Genomic DNA, 17,383 nt, shown 5'->3' with positions numbered 1-17,383 from the left:
AGCGCCGTGCCCGCGACGCCCGCCGCTTCCGGCGCCGCGAGCGAGCCGGCCGTGCCGGCCAGCAGCCCCGCAGCGAAATAACGAAAGTCATTCGCCGGTCCCGAAGAGCGCTGCACGATGCAGCGCTCTTTTTCATTGCGACGGGTGAGGCGATTCGATGAGGATGAGTGCACGCGGCCAGGACGGACGGCAGCCGCGGCAAAAAGCAAGGAAAGAAAGCGGGAGAGAAGGTCGACGCGCCCGCTCAGGCGAACCGCAGCGCGCCCGCATGCCCGAACGCATGCCGCGCCTGAATCAGCGTCGTGCGCGCCGCCCGCGCATCGCTCGCAACCTGCAACAGCGGGCCCAGCTGCGACGGCTGCTTGAGCAGTTCACGCAGGATCGGCAGGATCGCCGTGCTGCCGTCATCGCGCAAACCGGCGGTCGCGGCGCTCGGCAGGGTTCGCCATGCCGGATCGACGATCGCGCGGCACACGGCGAAGGGCACGCCGCGCGCGGCCGCGAATGCTGCCGCGATATGCGACTCCATATCGACCGCCAGCGCGCCCTTTGAGCGAAACAACGATGCCTTCTCGCGGGCACTGACGACCGGCGCGCCGACAGCCGCCAGCACGCCGCGCTTCACGCGCGGCCAGACCGGCGTGTCGTGCAGGGCGGCGGCGAGCCGCGCGCTCCAGCCCGTGTCGGTCTGCACGCGGCCGAACGGCCCGTCGATCGCATCGGCGATCACGAGCGCACCCGGCTCGAGGTCGGGCGCCAGTCCGCCCGCGGTGCCGAAACTCACGATGCCCGCGCAACCGCGCGCCGTCGCTTCGGTCAACGCACGCTCGAGACGATCCGCACGGGCGGCGAATACCGCTTCGACGCCTTCGCCACGCGCGATGCGCGCCTCGAAAGCCATGCCCGTCACCGCGATGACGGGCAGCGTAGTGCTGGACGCAGACATCACGCGTTACATCCCCACCGTCACGCGCGTCGCGTTCGCGCGCTTCAGGTTGCGGTAACGTGCAAGCGCCCACAGCGGGAAGAACTTGCGATAGCCGTGGTAGCGCAGATAGAACACGCGCGGGAAGCCGGTTGCCGTGAAGAGCGTCTCGTCCCACAGGCCCTCGTCGTTCTGCTCGTCGATCAGGTATTCGATCCCGCGCGCGACCGCCGGATTGTTCACCTCGCCCGCCGCCATCAGGCCCAGCAGCGCCCACGCCGTTTGCGACGACGTGCTCGGCGCCTGCTCGTAGCCGCGATAGTTCAGCTTGTAGCTGTCGCCGTCCTCGCCCCAGCCGCCGTCCTTGTTCTGGATCGACAGCAGCCATTGCGCGCCGCGCTTCACGCGCGGATCGTCCGGGCCGAGTCCGGCCGCGTTCAGCGAGCACAGCGCGGTCCACGTGCCGTAGACGTAGTTCATCCCCCAGCGGCCGTACCAGCTGCCGTCCGGCTCCTGTTCCTTCAGCATGTAATCGAGCGCACGGCGTGCCGGCTCGCTGTTCGCGGCGGTCTCGCCGAGCTGCGACAGCATCGACAGGCAGCGGCCCGACACGTCCGCCGTCGGCGGATCGAGCAGGGCGCCGTGATCGGAGAACGGGATGTTGTTCAGGTAGTACTGCGTGTTTTCCGGCTCGAACGCCCCCCAGCCGCCGTCGCTGCTCTGCATGCCGACGACCCATTCGCGCGCGCGCGCGATCGGCTCGCGGTACATGTCCGCATGCTTCAGCTTCTCGGCGCGGTCCATCGCCATCACGACCACCGCCGTATCGTCGACGTCGGGGTAGTGCGGGTTCGCGTACTGGAACGCCCAGCCGCCGGGCCGCACGTTCGGACGGCGCGAGATCCAGTCGCCGCGCACGTCGAGGATCTGCAGCGGACGCAGCCATTCGAGACCGCGCATCACGGCTTCCTCCGCCCGCGGCTCGCCGGTCTCGAGCAGCGCATGCGCCACGAGAGACGTGTCCCACACCGGCGACAGGCACGGCTGGCAATACGCTTCGTCCTCGCCCACGACGAGCAGCTTCTCGATCGACTTGCGCGCGATCGCGCGGTTCGGATGATCTTCCGGGTAGCCGAGCGCGTCGTACATCATCACCGCGTTGGCCATCGCCGGATAGATCGCGCCGAGGCCGTCCTCGCCGTTCAGGCGCTCGTCGACGAATGCGACGGCCTGACGGATCGCGCGTTCGCGCGTGTACTTCGGGAACAGGCCGTCGACCGCGCGCAGCGCGTGATCGACCACGCGGAAGAACGCGAACCAGCCGGCGCTCTGGTGCCCCTGGCGCGGCAGCAGGCCGGCATTCACGGGCGGCTCGATGAACAGTTCGTCGATCCGCACGCCACGCGGGTTCTTCGCGATCGGCCGCCTTGCGTTCAGCACGAGCAGCGGCACGATCACCGTGCGCGCCCAGTACGACACCTTCGACAGATGGAACGGGAACCATTGCGGCAGCAACATGATCTCGACCGGCATCATCGGCACCGCGCGCCACGGAATCGCACCGTACAGCGCGAGCTGAATGCGCGTGAACACGTTCGACATCTCGGCGCCGCCCATCGCGTGGATCGCCTTGCGCGCACGCTGCATGTGCTCGGCATTCTCGTCGTCGCCGATCACCTTCAGCGCGAAATACGCCTTCACGCTTGCGCTGATGTTCGGCGCGCCGTCGGTAAACAACGGCCAGCCGCCGTCCGGCAGCTGGATGCGGCGCAGATAGCGCGCGATCTTCTGTTCAAGCTCGACGTTCGGCGTCTCGCCGAGATAGTGGACGAGCAGCACGTATTCGGCGGGAATCGTCGAATCCGCTTCGAGTTCGTAAACCCAGTGTCCGTCGGGCTGCTGCGCGGCGAGCAGCGCATCGGTCGCGCGACCGATGGTGGCTTCGAGCTCGGCCGACACGGCGCCGGCGGACAAGGTTGGCATATCAGTGAGATCGGTCATCGGTCCCTCTCTTATTGTGTTTGAAGCACGTCGGCGGCCTTCTGGCCGGAGCGAATCGCGCCCTCGATCGTCGCTGGCAGGCCGGTCGCCGTCCAGTCGCCCGCGAGCGCAAGATTGGTCCAGCGCGTGCGCGCCGCCGGACGTTTCATTTCCTGCGACGGCACCGCCGCAAATACCGCGCGCGGCTCGACAACGAGCTGCCACGCGGGCATCGGCGTCGCGTTCATGCCCATCGCGCGCGCCACGTCGTGCCAGATCGTTTGCGCCAGCACCTCGCGCGGCGTGTCGAGCCAGCGGCCCGCGTCACGGATGGTCGCCGTCAGCTGGCCGGCGCTTGCACGCACCGCGTCGACGTTGCCGTTGACGACCGTGGTGCAGATCGGGCATCCCGGCGGCGGCTCGACAGCGAAATACGCCGTGACGATCGCGCTGAACGTGTCCGGCGCGGTCAGGTCGGGCACGCATGGCTGCGCCACGTCCGGCGGCACCGCCAGCACGACCGCATCGCCCGGCGCGAGGTCGACCCGTGCGCCGTCGATCACGAGCGCATCGACCGCATTGCCGTGCGCGCCGAATTCGAACGCGTCGAGGCGCGAGCGCAACCGGATCGTCGCGCCGCCATGCTGCAGCATCCGCAGCGCCGGATCGACGAAAGCGCTGCCGAGCCCGTGGCGCGCGACGAGCGGACGGCAAGCCGGGCCGCCCGCGGCAAGCGTGCCGCACATCGATGCGCGCGCCAGTTCCGCCGTGGCATGACGCGGCTCGACGTTGAGCACGCCGAGGAAATACGGCCGGAGCCAACGATCCCACAGCACGCCGTCGCAGCGCATCGTCTGGGCGAGCGACCGGCCGGTGCGCGCCAGCGCGAGCGGCGCGATCGACAGGTAATCGAGCGGCGTCGTGCCCGGCGCACGCGATGCGGCGTCGAACAGCCAGGACGGCCAGCGACCGTTGCCGAAGCGCAGCGTCCAGCGCTGCTGCGACGTCAGGTCGACACTCGGGAATTCCGGCATTGCCGGCCCGACCAGCTGTTCGATCGAGCCGATCGTGCGCAAATAACGCTGCGTCGCCTGATGTCCCGCGAAGACCACATGCATCCCGCTGTCGATCGTCGCATTGAGCGTGCCGTCGAACCACGAGCGGCAGCGGCCGCCCGCCTGCGCACCGGCATCGTGCAGCACGATGCGGCGCCCGCGGCGTTGCAGCTCGACAGCGGCCGACAGGCCCGCGAGACCTGCACCGACCACGTGGACGGTTCTGGGCATCGGCGCGAAACTCAGAACAGCGCGTAGCGCGCGGCAATCATCAGCATGCGCGCCTTCGGCTTGCGGATCGGCGCGCGCGGCGCGTCGAAGCCGCGTGCGATCGCCGCCTCGAGAATGCAGCGATAGGCACCCGACATGATGCGCGGCGCTTTCACCAGCGCACGCGGCGTGGCATCCATCACCGCGTCGGCCTGCCTGAAATGCTCGAACGCCCGCTCGGCCAGCGTCGCGCAAACACGTGGCAGCGCCGGCGCGCGCGCAATCGTCGCCGGATCGGTGATCGCGATGCCTTCGCGCGCGAGCAGTTCGCGCGGCAGATAGCAGCGGTTGATCGCCGCGTCCTCGTCGATGTCGCGCAGGATGTTGGTCAACTGCAGTGCGCGGCCGAGATGGTGCGAGAGCTTGATCCCAGCCGCCTCCGGCATCCCGAAAATCCTCACCGACAGACGCCCGGCCGAACTCGCGACGCGATCGCAATACAGATCGAGCGTCGCCTCGTCGGGCGCGCAGATGTCCTCGGCGGCATCCATGGCCATGCCGTCGATCATCGCGTGGAAATCGTCACGCTGAAGATTGAACGCGCGGATTTCGCGCGTCAGCGCGGCAAGATGCTTCGGCGGCTGGCCGGCAAAACAGGCGTCGATGTCCGCGCGCCAGCGGTCGAGGCCAGCGGCGCGCTCGGCGCGCGGCAAATCGCTGTCGGCGATGTCGTCGACCGCGCGGCAGAAGGCGTACACCTGATACATCGCATCGCGTTGCGCAGCCGGCAGAATGCGCATCGCGAGATAAAAAGAACTGCCCGATGTGACGGCAGCGGCGTCGGTTTCGTGTTCGTCCACGACGAGATTGGAAATGGCCAAGACGAGCTCCACAGAGGCGCCCACGCGGGACGATTGAAGAAGCCATGCCCGGCTAGGGATGGAAAAGGCGTCGATGCGTGCGAGATATGCGAACGATCAAGGCAAACAGGCACGAAATACCGGCCGGAAGCCGGAAATGGGCGAAAGTATAACAATCTTTGATCGTCGATGCCGGTACTCCCGTCGCGCCATATGGCTGCGGCTCCGGCCCCGCGTACCCGCCGGACATCCGGCGCCCCGTGCCGCCGGTTATCCGTAGACGATATCGCGCTGGAGGTCGAGCGCGATAAGCCCCATCTCGCGCGTCAGCTGCAGCATCGCGCGCCGCTCGAGGCGCGATCCCATGAAACTGGTCACGCAGCCGTCCGGCTCCGCGGTGAACTGGAATACCGCGTCGCCCGTGCCGAACCATGAGCCGGGCAAGTCGACGGATTCTTGCCAGTCGATCTCCCCGAACACACGCGTAATCCCGGCGCGCACCGCGGCGCTCGGGCCGATCGCCGGCGTGACGTCGCCCAGATCGTCGAGGGAATAGGGGCCGGGTTTGTCCGGCCGTCGGTAGAAGAGATAGTCGACGTTCATGAGGGGAAACGTGCGGCAAAGCATCAAATTAGCGCGATCCACTGCAAATTCAAATCGGATCAGCATGATTTGTGGCCTGCGCGAGACATTTGGGGACGGATTCTGCCGCCGTCATTCCGTCCGGACGGGAACCGGCGGCGCCCCCGTCCGGACGCGGGCCGCCGCACGCACGCTTGGGCCTGCGCGCGTTCGTCACTAAGATGACGTTTTAGCCGAAGAATCTACTCGCCGAATCATGGAGACACACGTGACCGTCGCACCGCTCGCTTCCTCGCACACCGCCGCCGCCGCGGACCACCCCGTTTTCGTGCTCGTGCACGGCGCATGGCATGGCGCGTGGTGCTACGCGCACGTCTCGACCGCACTCGCCGAACGCGGTCATCTGTCGATCGCGCGCGATCTGCCCGCGCACGGGCTGCACGCGCGCTTTCCCGCATCGTATTTCAAGCGGCCGCTGGATGCGGCCGCATTCGGCGCCGAACCGTCGCCGGTCGCGAACACGACGCTGGACGACTACGCGTCGCAGGTCATGCAGGCCGTCGACGATGCGTATGCGCTCGGCCACGGCAAGGTCGTGCTGGTCGGGCACAGCATGGGCGGTCTCGCGATCACGGCCGCGGCCGAGCAGATGCCTGAAAAGATCGCGAAACTCGTCTATCTCGCGGCATTCATGCCAGCGTCCGGCGTGCCGGGCCTCGACTATGTGCGCGCGCCGGAAAACGAAGGCGAGATGCTCGGCCAGCTGATGCTCGCGAGCCCGCGCGTGGCCGGCGCGTTGCGCATCGACCCGCACAGCGATGAGGCCGCGTATCGCGCGACGGTCAAGCGCGCCCTGTTCGACGACGTCCCGCAAGCCGAGTACGAGGCGCTCGCCAACCTGATGAGCTGCGACGTGCCGGCCGCGCCGTTCGCGACCGCGATTCCGACGACCGCAGCGCGCTGGGGCTCGATCGATCGTCATTACATCAAGTGCCTGCAGGACCGCGTGATCCTGCCTGCGCTGCAGCAGCGCTTCATCGACGAAGCCGATGCCTTCGTGTCCGGCAACCCGACGCAGGTCCATCAGCTCGACAGCAGTCACTCGCCATTCGTGTCGCAGCCGGCCGTGCTGGCCGGCGTGCTGACGGATATCGCGAAGAGCTGACGACATCGCGCACGGCGTGCGCCTGTGCGTCCTGCGCCTTATGTGTAGGCAACCGAACGATCGCGGCCGAGGCGCTTCGCTCGATAGAGCGCGGCGTCGGCCTCGTTGACGAGAATCTCGCAGGTCTGCGCGCCCGCATGCGCGGACGCGCATCCGACGCTCGCCGTGACCGGCACGCACACGCCCTCGGCATCGACCGGCGTGCCGCCGATCGCGCGACGCACCTTCTCCGCGACCCGCATCGCTTCGTCGATGCCGGTGCACGGCAGCAACAGTGCGAACTCCTCGCCACCGAAGCGGCCGAATGTGTCCTGCGCGCGCACGATCTCGGCGACGCGCTTCGCCATCACGCGCAGCACCGTATCGCCGACCGCATGCCCGAACCGGTCGTTGATCGTCTTGAAGTGGTCGAGGTCGAACAGCAGCACCGACAGATTGCCGCCATAGCGCTGCCAGCGTGCAAACTCGTCGCGCAGGCGCGCCTCGAAATACCGGCGGTTCGCGATACCCGTAAGGCCGTCGCGATTCGCGTGCTCGCGCAGCTTCGCGACCGCTTCCTCGCGTTCGCGCTGCATCACGCTCACATGCGTGACGTCCGAGATCGTCACGCAGACCGCCTCGACTTCACGTCCGCACGTCAGCGGCATGAACGTGCAGTCCTGCTGCATGAAATCGACGCCGCCCGTGATCGGCCGGTCGTGCTCGAAGCGAAACAGATAGGGCCGCTGCTCCCACGAACTGAATGCGAAGCTGCCGAGCTGGAACACGCTGTCGAGCTTGCGCGTGAGCCACGCGCGCGGCAGGTCGGGAAAGCAGTCGAACAGGTTGCGCCCGATCACGTCATCGGCCGCGACGCCGCTGTGATCCTGCATGAACCGATTCCACATCAGCACGTTCATCTCCCGGTCGAGCACGAAGATGCCGAAGCCGACCCGCTCGAGCACGAGATCGCTCATCGAAGCCGCGCATGCATTCATAGCGCGGACAACAACGCGTCGAGCGCGTCGCCCATCAGGTGAATCGACTCCTCGGCCATCAGCATCACGAAATGAGCGCGGAACCCGTCGTGCTCCAGTCCGAAATTCACTTCGAGCAGCAACGCGACGCTCCACGCGAGCACGGTCGGCTGGAACACGTCGTCGAGCGACACGTTCGCGCCCAGCAGGCCCGGCGGAAGGAACACCGGCGTGCGGCCGAGCTCGCCGAGAACCGAGGCGACGCATGCGCCCATCAGCACATTCGCGACATCGAACACCAGTTCATCGTGTGTCGCCAGGATGCCGCGTGCGCCGCCTTTCGACATCTCGCCGGTCGCGCTGCCGTGTGCCGCGCCATCGCGCGGCGCGCTCTCGCCGAACGTGTGGTCGAAGAGGGACGCGAGCGGATCCATGCCCGTGCTGCGGCACAGAACGAGCGCCTCGCCCTTGATGTCGGAGCGGAAACCCTGGCGCACCGCGGTCACGTTATCGTGGATCCCCGTCATCTCGCGCAGCGCGGCACCCGCATCCGCCGCACGCACGACGCGCACGCGCGGCACCGACAGTTCGATAAACCTGCCGAACAACTTCGCGAGCCGCATCGCGGCACGGCCCATCGCGAGATTGGCAATTTCCTGCAACGCGTCGCGTTGCTCGTCCGTGAACACCGATTCAGGCATACAACCCATACTCCCTGAGAATGGGCAGCAACGCCTCCGACGTCACGGGCTTGGCGACGAATGCGATCGCACCGAGCTCGAGCACACGCTCGCGCGCGAGCGGCTGGATGTCGGCGGAAACGACGATCACGAACGTATTCAGGTCTTCGTGGCGTAGTGTTTCCAGTACCTGATAACCGTTCATGTCCGGCATCGTCAGGTCGAGAAACATCACGGAAGCCTTGCCGTCACGATAGAGCGCCAATGCCTCGCAGCCGTTTGCCGCATACGCGATGTCGACCTCCCAGTCCGCCGGTAGCGCCTTCGTCAGCAATTTGCGTGCAAGCAGTGAATCGTCGGCAATCACGATCGGCAAAGGCATGGCGGGCGTAGCAGTATGCGGAGTGGTCTCTCTCGCGTTAACGACAGCTCGCCGCGCTTCTTGAGGCGCCATGCGAACCCGGGCCGCGCGGCCTTCATCCGCCGGCGCAGGCGCGACGGCTGCGCACGGACGTCGGCAGGCGCGTATCCGTAAAGGAAAGCAAGGCGCGATTTTCTGGGTAAAACCGGGGCGGTGCAACTCGCCATATGTCCCGTTTCGAATGATTTTGATTCGTCTCGGCGACATTCCGAAAACAGTTGCAACCATTTTCGCGATAAGCACGCAAGATTTTTCCTTGTGTACGTTTGCGCTTCCGGATTCGTCGCGTTTTAATTCTTACGAATCGACCCTGTCAGAGTCATCAGGGTCGCGCGCGCCGCGCCGGGCAAGGCGTCGCGGCGATTCGTTTATGATGGCAGGCACGCTCGCTTTAGCCATTTTCGTTCATGACGTCCGACCGGCCAGCCGATTCCAGCACCCACACTCCCGCCGACGACTGGCAAGACGACGCGTCCTACGTGTCCGGTGCGCCGGAACACGATTTCGCGGTTCGCCGCGTGACGCTGATCGTTCTGCTGATCGCCGCGATCGTTTTGCCGTGCATCTATGTCGGCGTGATGGCCTACAACGACCTGAATGCGCGCGAAGCGGCCGCGAGCGACGTGACGATGCGCACCGTGCGCGTCGCTGAGGAGCACGCGCTCAAGGTGTTCGACCTGAACGAGACGCTCGACGCACGCATCGTCGATCTCGTGCAGAACATGGATGACGCGGCCGTGCGCCGCGACGAATCCGACATTCACGACGCGCTCAACACCATCGGCGGCGGATACCCGCAAGTCGCCGCGGTGTCGATCTTCGGCGCGAGCGGCAAGTTGCTCGCGAACAGCCTTTACTATCCGGCACCCTACGCGTCGATCGCGAACCGCGACGACTTCGTCGGCATTCGCGACGGCAAGGTCATCGAACATGTCTCGCGTCTGATGCCGGGACCGCAGCGGCTCGCGGACACGCCCGTGTTCAACACGGGCGTCGCGCGCCGGGACAGCGACGGCCGATTCGCCGGCATGGTGACGATCGCGCTGAAGTCCTCTTATTTCAACGCGTTCTACCGCAACCTGCTCGGCGGCGCACAAACGCCGATGACGATGGCGCTGGCCCGCACCGACGGCGCGGTGCTCGCGTCGTATCCGCCCACGCCGGCCGCCGCGCAGTCCGATCCCGCGATGCGGTTCGGCGGCGAGCGCCGCGACGCACGCGCGGGCGTCGTTCGCGTGCGTCACGATGCGGACAGCGAGATCGTCGCGTACCGCCAGGTCGGCAGCTATCCGGTCTATGTGTGGTGCGCCTATCGCACGTCGGCGATCTGGCGCGCGTGGTACGAGCATCTCAGCGTACTGTTCCTGTCGATGTTCGCGCCATCGGTCGCGCTGTGGTGCGTGATCTGGCTGTCGCTCAAGCGGCTCAAGACGGAAGAGGCGGCGTGGGATCGCTGGCAGGCGGAAGCGTCGATGCGGCGTTCGATCGAATCGGCATACCGGCAGTCGCGCAAGATGCAGGCGCTCGGCAATCTCGTCGGCAGCGTCGCGCACGATTTCAACAACCTGCTGATGATCATCTCGAGCAACGTGCAGATCGTGCGGCGCCGCGGCGTCGCGCATCTCGACGCCGAGCTGGGCGCAATCGAGCGCGCGCTGAAGAACGGGCAGTCGCTGACGCGTCAGCTGCTCGGCGTCGCACGCAAGCAGCCGTTGCACAGCGAGGCGATCGACGTCGCGCAATGGATCGGCACCTGTCGTGAATTGCTCAAGACCTCGCTCGGCTCGAAGTCGTCGCTGATCGTCGATATCGAGCCGGGCGTATGGCCGATTCGCGTCGACGTCGCGGAACTGGAACTCGCCGTCATCAATCTCGCCGTCAATGCGCGCGATGCGATGCCGACCGGCGGCCGCTTCACAGTCGGCGCGCGCAACATGACGTTCCGCCGTGAGGACGGCTTTCCGCTGACCGGCGATTTCGTGCAGCTCTCACTCGACGACACCGGCTCGGGCATGGCGGCCGAGGTGCTCGCACGCGCGTTTGAGCCGCTGTTTACGACAAAAGGGAAGGGGATGGGCACGGGGCTCGGGCTGCCGCAGGTGTTCGCGTTCTCCGAACGCTCGGGCGGCCTCGCGACGATCGACAGTGCGGTCGGCGCCGGCACGTCGGTGCGTCTCTACCTGCCGCGCGCGCAGGATCTGGCCGCGCGCCCGTCAGCCCGTGCCGTCGATTCCCCGCAGCCGCACGACGCGGCCGTGCCGGAGGGCCTGCATGTGCTGCTCGTCGAGGACAACAGCGACGTCGCCGCGGGGACCGAAGCGCTGCTCACGCTGCTTGGACATCGGGTGACGTACTCGGCAAGCGCCGACGATGCGCTCCGCGTGATCGAGGCCACGCCTGCGGACGACGCTTTCGATCTCGTGATCTCGGACATTCACATGCCGGGCCGCCTCAACGGCATCGATCTTGCCGAGGCGCTCGAGCAGCGGCCGGACGGGCCGCCCGTCATCCTTGTGACGGGTTACGCAGCGGAACTCGACCGCACGCGCGACGTCAATGCGCGCGTGCTGTCGAAGCCGTTCGATATCGCGCTGCTCGACGAGATCCTGCAACGTATACGCGATGCGCGTGACGCCCGCGCGCAAGCCCGTATGTAGCACGAGCCCGCGCCGGCCGCCGCGGCAAAGTCAGATCGCCTTGTAATCCCGCACCCATTCGGCGAAGCGATCGACGAAATGCTGCAGGAACTTTCGCGTGTCTTCGTCGACGATCCGGCCTTGATCGTCGATGCGCGCCGGGTCGTGCCTGATGAACATCTCCGGCTGCGCGAGCGTCGCGACATCGAGATACGCAAGCACGTTACGCAGATGCTGCTGCGCGAGCGCCGTGCCGGTCGCACCCGGCGACGTCCCGAGCATCGCACCCGGCTTGCGTGCCCACGAGTTGGTTCCCCACGGACGCGAACCCCAGTCGAGTGCATTCTTCAGCACGCCGGGAATCGAGCGGTTGTATTCCGGCGTCACGAACAGCAGCCCGTCGACCGCTTCGATCGACTGCTTGAAGCGGCGGGCGACTTCCGGAAAATCCGCGTCGTAATCCTGGTTGTACAGCGGCAGATTGCCGATCTCGATAAACTCGAAAGAAAAATCCGCCGGCGCGAGCGAAATGACCGCATGCGCGAGTGCCCGATTCCATGATTCGCGGCGCAGACTGCCGACGACGACCGCAATGCGATATGCCATGAGGTTCTCCTTTCGTGAGGTGAGACATCCAGTCGATTGCCCCGAAGCACGCAACAAAGGTCTGTTTATAGGCAGCCCAGCCCGCGAGCCGTCCCACGGGGCCTCGCGGCCGACTTTCCACAAGGTTTTCCACAGAAACTGTGGATAAGTCGGCCGCCCCGTTCCGTACCGACCGAATGACCGCTGCCGTGCCTGTGCGAGGCCGTTTGCGCGTCGTGCGCATGTCGGCAAGCATAGCTCAGCGCGCCGGCGGCGTTGGGGCGATATGCGACGGTGCACGCATTGCAGACCGAAGCGTGGCCCGGTAAGCTGCTCGCACCTTGCGTCGTACGTCGCGCGGCGACCGCACGACACCCCACAGGAAAACGCCCGTTCATGCCCTCTGCGTACGACGATCCGGCCTATCTGTCGCAATTGCGGCGCGATCTGCTGCGTTTCGCCCGCCTGCAGCTGCGCGACGCCGACGCGGCCGAGGACGCAGTGCAGGAGGCGCTGACCGCCGCCTGGACCCATGCGGGCGAGTTCGCGGGACGGTCGGCGCACAAGACGTGGGTATTCGGCATCCTGCGCAACAAGCTGATCGACCAGCTACGCGCACGGCAACGCACGGTGCCGCTGTCGGCACTCGACGCCCAGCTCGACGGCGAATCCGTCCTCGATCGCGAACTCTTCAAGGAAAACGGACACTGGACCGCGCATGCGAAACCACGTCCGTGGCCGCGCCCCGAAACGTTGCTGCAACAACAACAGTTCTGGACATTGTTCGAGCGATGTCTGGATCACCTGCCGGAACAGATCGGCCGCGTGTTCATGATGCGCGAGTTTCTCGATTTCGCGATCGCGGACATCTGCCGCGAATTAACGTTGACGACGAATCATTGCAGCGTGCTGCTGTATCGCGCGCGTACGCGTTTGCGCACGTGCCTGACCGAGAGGGGGCTGACGGCCGAAGATGCTACCTGGGACATGTAAAGCGGTGACGCGCTTGCTGTCGGATGCGCTCGACCGTCCATTGACGATTCACGAACGCATGCAGGTGCACGTGCATCTGCCGACGTGCAGCGGTTGCCGGCAATACCGCAAGCAGATCGCACTGCTGCGCGAGGCGGCACGGATCGCTGGCGGTCGAGACGAGAGCGGCGGGGGAGGGGGCGCGTGACGCGCTTTGGGCTCGGGGATTCCATGATGCACGGCATCGTACTCGACGTGCCGGACATCATCCAATAAGAAAAATACACGCAATCGAACTTAATCGAACAACGCACGTACCGATTCCGGCGGCCGCCCGATGATCGCCTTGTCGTTGTAAACGACGATCGGCCGCTGCAGCAGGATCGGATACGCAGCGATCGCTTCATAAGCTTGCGTATCCGTCAGTTCGGCACGGGCGAGGCCGAGGATCTTGTAAGGCTCCTCGTTGTCGCGAAGCAACTCGCGCACCGGTCGGCCGAGCTGGCGATGCAGCGTTTTCAATTCGTTGACCGTCGGGGGCGTATTCAAATACTCGATGACATTCAGCGGCGCGCCGCGCGTATTGAGCGTTTCGACAAGCGCCAATGTCTCGCGCGACTTCGAGCATCGGGGATTGTGGTAGATCGTGATCATCATTCTGCCTGGGTTTGTGGTGCCTCGTATTGTATCGAGTCTGCGCGGTACGCCAGTCATTCATGAATGATGCCCACGCGAGAATCGGTGCGCAGATGGGGCAGGCGCATTGAACACGGACGCGCCCGAGCGCTGGACGCCGGATCACGCCACGAATGATGGGGAAGGCCGATGTCCACACCGCTGGGTTTATGCGCATAAACCCAGCGGGTGCCTTGCAACAAAGCTGTTTTGCCTCGCTGCCCCTTAACCGAAAGCGGTGCCGCAATGTCCCGATGTCCTTCACGCAGGCTTCCGATCGGAGACCGCTCGACGGATTTATGCGCATAAATCCGCCGGCGGCACGCAATCGATCACTGACCGCCCGTTCCCGCATACGTCGCCTGCAGTCGATGCTTCAATGGCGATGACCGGCCAAATTGAGACGCTGGCTCGCTCGACACACATTGGCGACGAGTAGGGGAGGGGGCTGCGGACGCGCTTCGTGTGCCGGTCGTCCCGACGCGATCATCGTCATCAGCCCACATCGGGCCACTTTATGCGCATAAAGTGATCGGCCGAACGGCCAACGCGTAGGTAGCAAGCAACAATTTCATTGAAATATGAATATCGTCCTGTAAAATTCCAACGATCAAAAACAGGAGTGAAAATTGGCCGCAGAAATCATTGCAGTCACTCAACAAAAAGGCGGCGTCGGCAAAAGCACGATCGCCATGCACCTCGGCGCTGCATTTCACGAATTAGGAAAGCGCGTCCTCATCGTCGACGCTGACGGCCAAAACACACTGGTTCACTGGTCAAGCGCATCCGGTGACAGCGAAACGGGCATTCCATTCCCGGTCATCAATCTCGCCGAGGCCGGCGGCCAGATCCATCGAGAGATCAAGAAATTCATCAACGACTACGACATCATCGTCGTAGACTGCCCGCCGTCGATTACCGAGAAGGTTTCCGGCGTCGTCCTGCTGGCCGCGTCGATCGCCGTCATTCCGACTTCGTCGTCGCCGGCGGATTATTGGTCGAGCGTGGGCCTTGTCAAACTGATCCAGCAAGCGCAAGTCATGAATGAAGACCTGCGTGCCGTATTTTTGCTGAACAAGACCGAAGAGAAGCGCATGTTGACCCGCGAACTGAAGCGGGCGCTCGAGGAACTCGGCTTTCCGCTGCTCAAGACGCAAATTCCGACACGGGAAGCGTACAAGCAGGCGATGGCGCTCGGGCAAACCGTTCTGCAAATGAACGATCGTGGCGCGAAGCTCGCCGCTGCGGAAATTCGTGCATGCGCCGACGAGATCGTCGCAATGCTGCCCTGACTTTATGCGCATAAAGGACTCGCATGAAACCCTCACAATTCGCTAAAGGATTCCAAGCGCGGCCAGACATGACGACGAGCGAAAAACGCACGGCACTCGATCGCCTCAACGCGATCGACGGCTTCGTCAAGACAGAAACGCCCGCACCTGCGCCCACCGTTCCGAAAACCGTCAAGAAGGACTCTGCGCCCCCGATGCCGGAAGTCGTCATCGATGCGGACGCCGACGAATCGTCGTATTACCGCGCATGGCGTCTCGAGAACCGCTATGCGCCGGGGCAGGTGATCGAGCTTCCGCTGAAGGCGATCAAGCACAGCCCGTTCAACCCGCGGCACTTCTATTTGAAGTCGTCGATTGCCGAGCTGGCCGTCAACCTCGCGAAGCAGGGGCAGCAGCAGGCGATTCATGTGATTCCCGACTACGACAATCCGGGAACGTACTTCGTCAGCGACGGCGGCCGCCGTGTCCGCGCACTGAAGGAAGCGAACAAGGACACGGTCAAGGCAGTCGTGATCGATCTGCCAATCGGCATCCAGAGCTACAAGCTCGGCTACGACCTCAACGTCCAGCGCGATTCGCAAACGGTATTCGACAACGCGGTCGTGTGGCGACGCTTCCTCGACGAGGCGCATTTCCAGAGCCAGAAAGAATTGGCGGAGCATCTTGGTCTCGACGAGTCGACGGTTGCCTTCGCATTGTCGATCGGCAAGTTGCCGGAGGCGATCATGCAGGAAATGGTCGCCCGGCCCGATCGTTTCGGCTCGAACATGGCGTATCAGGTCGGGCGCTATCACAGCGCACGCGGTACCGATGCCACGCTGCGCCTGATCAACAAGATCGTGTCCGACGATCTGAGCACGCGTCAGGTGTCCGACATCGTGAAGGGCAGGGCCGCCGGCCAGGAAAGCCCGAAACCCGCGAGCCGCCAGCGTTACGCGCAACGGCTCGAGATCAAGCTGGGTGGCATGTCGGTCGGCGACCTGAAGTCGTACGGCGACGATCGCATCGAATTGCGGTTGCGCGGACTTCCGAAGGAAAAGCGCGACGCGATCCTCGAGCAACTCGAGCGGATGCTGCTGTCGAAGTGATTGAAGGCGGCAGGCGCCCGGCCATGCCGGCGCCGCCGCAAACTGGATCGGCGGCTCAGGCCGCCCGGGACTGGTTCAGCGTAAAGGCGAGCAGGTCGCCGTCGGTCGGCTCGCCCCAGGTCTTCTGGGCCAACCAGTCGAAGAAGGCCGTTTCGGCCAGCTTGGATTCGAGGCCGCGCTTGCGCCAGTCGTCACGCAGATGCGAGCCCATCGTCGGCAATGCCTCCGATTCGAACGACTCGCGCGCCACCTCACGCTCCGCCTCACCCTGCTCGTCGTACAGCGCCTTCGCTTCCTTGCGCCGGTACGCCGCATATTCGCTCAGCAGGCGTGCCTTCAGATCGTCGGGCTGCTGCACCGTGGCGCCCTTGCCCGCGGTGCCGGCCGGCAATGCCTCGACCGTCTCCACCGGAGGCGCGTAGCCCTTCTTCAGCGCGTCCTTGAACAGCGCCGCGGCGCTGCGCACCGGCGGCAGCGTCGTGCTGCGCATCCGCTGCTCAGTCATCTGCAGCGCCGCGCGGATGCGATTTTCCTCGCTGTCCGCATATAACGTCTGCGCTTCCTTCAGCGGGATACCGAGCTTCACCATCCGGTCGACCAGCGTGCTGTCGAACACATTCGGATGTTCGTCGAGCGCGAGCATCGGCTGCTTGCGTTCCGTGACACGGAACTGGATTTCCGCGACCCGCCGCCCTTCGCGATGCTCGATCAGCTCGACGAAGATATTGGTCACCGCATTGACTTCCGCGATCGCCGGACGCAGGTAGTCGCGCTTGAAGTACTTGTATTCGCGTTTCGCCTCGTCGCCGGCCTCGGTGTCCGGCGTGCCCGACAGGATCGGGCGCCACCATTCCCAAGGCTCGCGCATCGTCAGATGGCTCGGGTTCGTCAGGTAACGCACACAGATCTCGTAGAGCGCAAGACCCGCGCTGCTGCGCAGCTGGCTCTGGAACTGCAGGCTCAGGCGCGCATACTGAACCGGATCGAGCAGCTTCTTCTTGATCTTCGGCGCGAACGAGAATTCGACCCACACACGCCGTGTGGCCGGATCTTCGAGAATTTCCGCGTCCGCGATCAGCGTCGAAATACCCCACTTGCGGCCCGGCTTCTGGCTCGACGTGCCCGTGCTCCATTCGACCTGCACCGACACCATGCGGCGCAGATGTTCCTTCACCAGTGCGGTGTCGTTGGAGTCGAAGGCGGAGTTCGCGACGATATCCGACAACAATGCGCGATAGGTATCGCCCGAGTCGTCGGCCTGCTGCGCCACGGCCAGCAGGACATTGAACAGCTTGCGAGTC

General features: G+C 65.1%; 17 protein-coding genes. 6 read left to right on the top strand and 11 right to left on the bottom strand.

Features of this window, described 5'->3' with window-relative positions:
• Positions 1 to 244: 244 nt before the first annotated feature.
• The 5 genes from KH616_RS10410 to KH616_RS10390 all read right to left on the bottom strand — a co-directional run bounded on the left by KH616_RS10410 (position 245) and on the right by KH616_RS10390 (position 5,633).
• Entirely contained in the window at positions 245 to 946 is a 702-nt protein-coding gene (locus KH616_RS10410; RefSeq protein WP_292243835.1) for a phosphorylase, read from the bottom strand.
• Between the two features lie 6 nt (positions 947 to 952).
• Positions 953 to 2,926 (bottom strand): squalene--hopene cyclase, encoded by a 1,974-nt coding sequence (shc, locus tag KH616_RS10405; RefSeq protein ID WP_292243833.1) that lies wholly within the window; start codon positions 2,924 to 2,926, stop codon positions 953 to 955.
• A gap of 11 nt (positions 2,927 to 2,937) precedes the next feature.
• Positions 2,938 to 4,191 carry a hydroxysqualene dehydroxylase HpnE gene (gene hpnE / locus KH616_RS10400; protein ID WP_292243831.1) on the bottom strand — a complete coding sequence of 418 codons (1,254 nt, stop codon included), beginning with the start codon at positions 4,189 to 4,191 and terminating at the stop codon, positions 2,938 to 2,940.
• Positions 4,192 to 4,202: 11 nt separating this feature from the next.
• Complete coding sequence (gene hpnD, locus KH616_RS10395) at positions 4,203 to 5,051, bottom strand: presqualene diphosphate synthase HpnD (protein ID WP_292243829.1); 849 nt, start codon at positions 5,049 to 5,051, stop codon at positions 4,203 to 4,205.
• Between the two features lie 249 nt (positions 5,052 to 5,300).
• Entirely contained in the window at positions 5,301 to 5,633 is a 333-nt protein-coding gene (locus tag KH616_RS10390) for a hypothetical protein (protein WP_292243827.1), read from the bottom strand.
• A gap of 235 nt (positions 5,634 to 5,868) precedes the next feature.
• Between KH616_RS10390 and KH616_RS10385 the strand changes: the two genes are divergently transcribed.
• Entirely contained in the window at positions 5,869 to 6,777 is a 909-nt protein-coding gene (locus KH616_RS10385) for an alpha/beta fold hydrolase (protein WP_292243826.1), read from the top strand.
• 38 nt (positions 6,778 to 6,815) lie between these two features.
• On the opposite strand, the gene KH616_RS10380 is transcribed toward KH616_RS10385, so the two are convergent.
• From KH616_RS10380 to KH616_RS10370, 3 genes are read right to left on the bottom strand one after another with little or no spacing between them, the layout of a single operon-like run.
• Positions 6,816 to 7,754, bottom strand: a complete 939-nt coding sequence (locus tag KH616_RS10380) for a diguanylate cyclase (RefSeq protein WP_292243824.1) — start codon at positions 7,752 to 7,754, stop codon at positions 6,816 to 6,818.
• Entirely contained in the window at positions 7,751 to 8,434 is a 684-nt protein-coding gene (locus tag KH616_RS10375; RefSeq protein WP_292243822.1) for a chemotaxis protein CheC, read from the bottom strand. Before KH616_RS10375 ends, KH616_RS10380 begins: the two co-directional genes overlap by 4 nt.
• Entirely contained in the window at positions 8,427 to 8,795 is a 369-nt protein-coding gene (locus KH616_RS10370; RefSeq protein ID WP_292243838.1) for a response regulator, read from the bottom strand. Before KH616_RS10370 ends, KH616_RS10375 begins: the two co-directional genes overlap by 8 nt.
• Positions 8,796 to 9,241: 446 nt before the next feature.
• Between KH616_RS10370 and KH616_RS10365 the strand changes: the two genes are divergently transcribed.
• Positions 9,242 to 11,491 (top strand): hybrid sensor histidine kinase/response regulator, encoded by a 2,250-nt coding sequence (locus KH616_RS10365; RefSeq protein ID WP_292243821.1) that lies wholly within the window; start codon positions 9,242 to 9,244, stop codon positions 11,489 to 11,491.
• Between the two features lie 30 nt (positions 11,492 to 11,521).
• On the opposite strand, the gene KH616_RS10360 is transcribed toward KH616_RS10365, so the two are convergent.
• A complete protein-coding gene (locus KH616_RS10360) occupies positions 11,522 to 12,076 on the bottom strand; it encodes an NAD(P)H-dependent oxidoreductase (RefSeq protein ID WP_292243820.1) in 555 nt (184 codons plus the stop codon).
• Between the two features lie 375 nt (positions 12,077 to 12,451).
• Here KH616_RS10360 and KH616_RS10355 point away from each other — a divergent pair, with 375 nt between their 5' ends.
• A complete protein-coding gene (locus KH616_RS10355; protein WP_292243818.1) occupies positions 12,452 to 13,048 on the top strand; it encodes an RNA polymerase factor sigma-70 in 597 nt (198 codons plus the stop codon).
• The gene (locus KH616_RS10350; protein ID WP_292243817.1) at positions 13,029 to 13,235 is read left to right on the top strand and encodes a zf-HC2 domain-containing protein; all 207 of its coding nucleotides are present in this window, start codon (positions 13,029 to 13,031) and stop codon (positions 13,233 to 13,235) included. Before KH616_RS10355 ends, KH616_RS10350 begins: the two co-directional genes overlap by 20 nt.
• Positions 13,236 to 13,324: 89 nt before the next feature.
• Here the strand turns inward: KH616_RS10350 and arsC are convergent, their stop codons facing one another.
• Positions 13,325 to 13,681, bottom strand: a complete 357-nt coding sequence (gene arsC, locus KH616_RS10345; protein WP_292243837.1) for an arsenate reductase (glutaredoxin) — start codon at positions 13,679 to 13,681, stop codon at positions 13,325 to 13,327.
• A 650-nt stretch (positions 13,682 to 14,331) separates the two neighbouring features.
• Here arsC and parA point away from each other — a divergent pair.
• Positions 14,332 to 14,994: a ParA family partition ATPase gene (parA, locus tag KH616_RS10340; protein WP_292243815.1), complete on the top strand. Its 663-nt coding sequence runs from the start codon at positions 14,332 to 14,334 to the stop codon at positions 14,992 to 14,994.
• 23 nt (positions 14,995 to 15,017) lie between these two features.
• Positions 15,018 to 16,082 (top strand): ParB/RepB/Spo0J family partition protein, encoded by a 1,065-nt coding sequence (locus tag KH616_RS10335; RefSeq protein ID WP_292243813.1) that lies wholly within the window; start codon positions 15,018 to 15,020, stop codon positions 16,080 to 16,082.
• A gap of 55 nt (positions 16,083 to 16,137) precedes the next feature.
• Here KH616_RS10335 and KH616_RS10330 read toward each other — a convergent pair.
• Positions 16,138 to 17,383: replication initiation protein (locus KH616_RS10330; protein WP_292243811.1), on the bottom strand; the 1,246-nt coding region annotated here is incomplete at its 5' end.

The sequence above is a fragment of the Burkholderia sp. genome (assembly GCF_018375725.1).
GTDB lineage: Bacteria > Pseudomonadota > Gammaproteobacteria > Burkholderiales > Burkholderiaceae > Burkholderia.
This window is presented reverse-complemented; position numbering and strand designations above follow the sequence as displayed.